The organism is Butyricimonas hominis (assembly GCF_014287455.1).
In the GTDB taxonomy this organism is placed as follows: Bacteria; Bacteroidota; Bacteroidia; order Bacteroidales; family Marinifilaceae; genus Butyricimonas; species Butyricimonas muris.
This window is the reverse complement of the sequence record NZ_JACOOH010000042.1, coordinates 1-1,155: the sequence shown is the minus strand read 5'-3', so window position 1 is coordinate 1,155 and position 1,155 is coordinate 1. Positions and strand designations below refer to the sequence as shown.

1 protein-coding gene is annotated in these 1,155 nt (G+C 42.3%); it reads right to left on the bottom strand.

The genetic code is table 11. From position 1 onward, the window contains the following. Nucleotides 1-7: 7 nt before the first annotated feature. Nucleotides 8-988 (bottom strand): IS30-like element IS4351 family transposase, encoded by a 981-nt coding sequence (locus tag H8S64_RS22080; protein ID WP_005794072.1) that lies wholly within the window; start codon nt 986-988, stop codon nt 8-10. Nucleotides 989-1,155 lie beyond the last annotated feature (167 nt).

The following is a 1,155-nucleotide window of genomic DNA, read 5'->3' as shown; positions in this document are numbered from 1 at the left end:
GCTGAATTCAACTTGCAAATGCAACAGAATTCTGATTAATAATTTGTTTAAATTTTTCGTTTGGCGTGAGGTATCCAAGTCTTTTACGAGGTCGATTATTGAGTTTATTTTCAATCCACTTAATCTGTTTGTTGGTTACTTCACTAAAGTCCTTACCCTTTGGGATATACTGCCTGATAAGCCCGTTGGTGTTTTCATTGGCACCACGTTCCCATGAGTGGTATGGTTTGCAAAAATAGAATTTTATTTCCAATTTTTGCGCAATTTCCTCGTGCTTTGCAAACTCCTTTCCATTGTCAGCCGTAATTGTGTGTATTAAGTTTTTCACTTTCCGCAGTGCCCATACTGCAATCTTAGCTACCGGGATGGCTTCTTTTCCCGACAACTTGCGTATCCAGACCCTGCTTGTTGCTCTGTCGTTAATGGTAAGAATGGCACCTTTGTGGTTCTTACCAATAATTGTATCTATCTCTAAATCACCAAATCTCTCCTTCAGTTCCACTATCTCGGGACGCTCATCAATATCCACCCTGCCTGGGATAAATCCTCGCCCTGCATTTTTAGAACCACGTTTGGCATACCTGCGACCTTGTCTGCGAAGATATTTGTGCAGTTTGCCACCCCGCCGCTTATCCTCCCAAATCCAGCGATATATCGTTTCGTGAGATACCATCGCAATTCCCTCCAAGCGGCTCCTGCCGACAATCTGCTCCGGGCTGAATCCTTTCTTCAACAGCTTTATTATCCGTTTTCTCATTGCCGGTGTAAGCACTTCCTTGCGATGTTTTTGCTGCTTGCGCCTGTCTGCTTTTCGCTGGGCAAGCTCCATGCTATAGCTACCACTTCGGGCGTCGCAATTGCGCTTTATCTCCCTGTAAACAGTGCTTTTATCTACTCCGATAGCTTCCGCTATTGCTTTTTTGCTCATCGGTATTTGCAACATCATAGAAATTGCATACCTTTGTTCCTCGGTTATATGTTTGCTCATCTGCAACTTTTTTTTCTTTGGACGGACAATTAAAGCAAAGATAGCAAACTTTATCCATTCAGAGTGAGAGAAAGGGGGACATTGTCTCTCTTTCCTCTCTGAAAAATAAATGTTTTTATTGCTTATTATCCGCACCCAAAAAGTTGCATTTATAAGTTGAACTCAAG

What these genes read in the sequence shown, in the direction of transcription:
- H8S64_RS22080 (WP_005794072.1), bottom strand. Translation starts at nt 988, where the DNA reads ATGAGCAAACATATAACCGAGGAACAAAGGTATGCAATTTCTATGATG.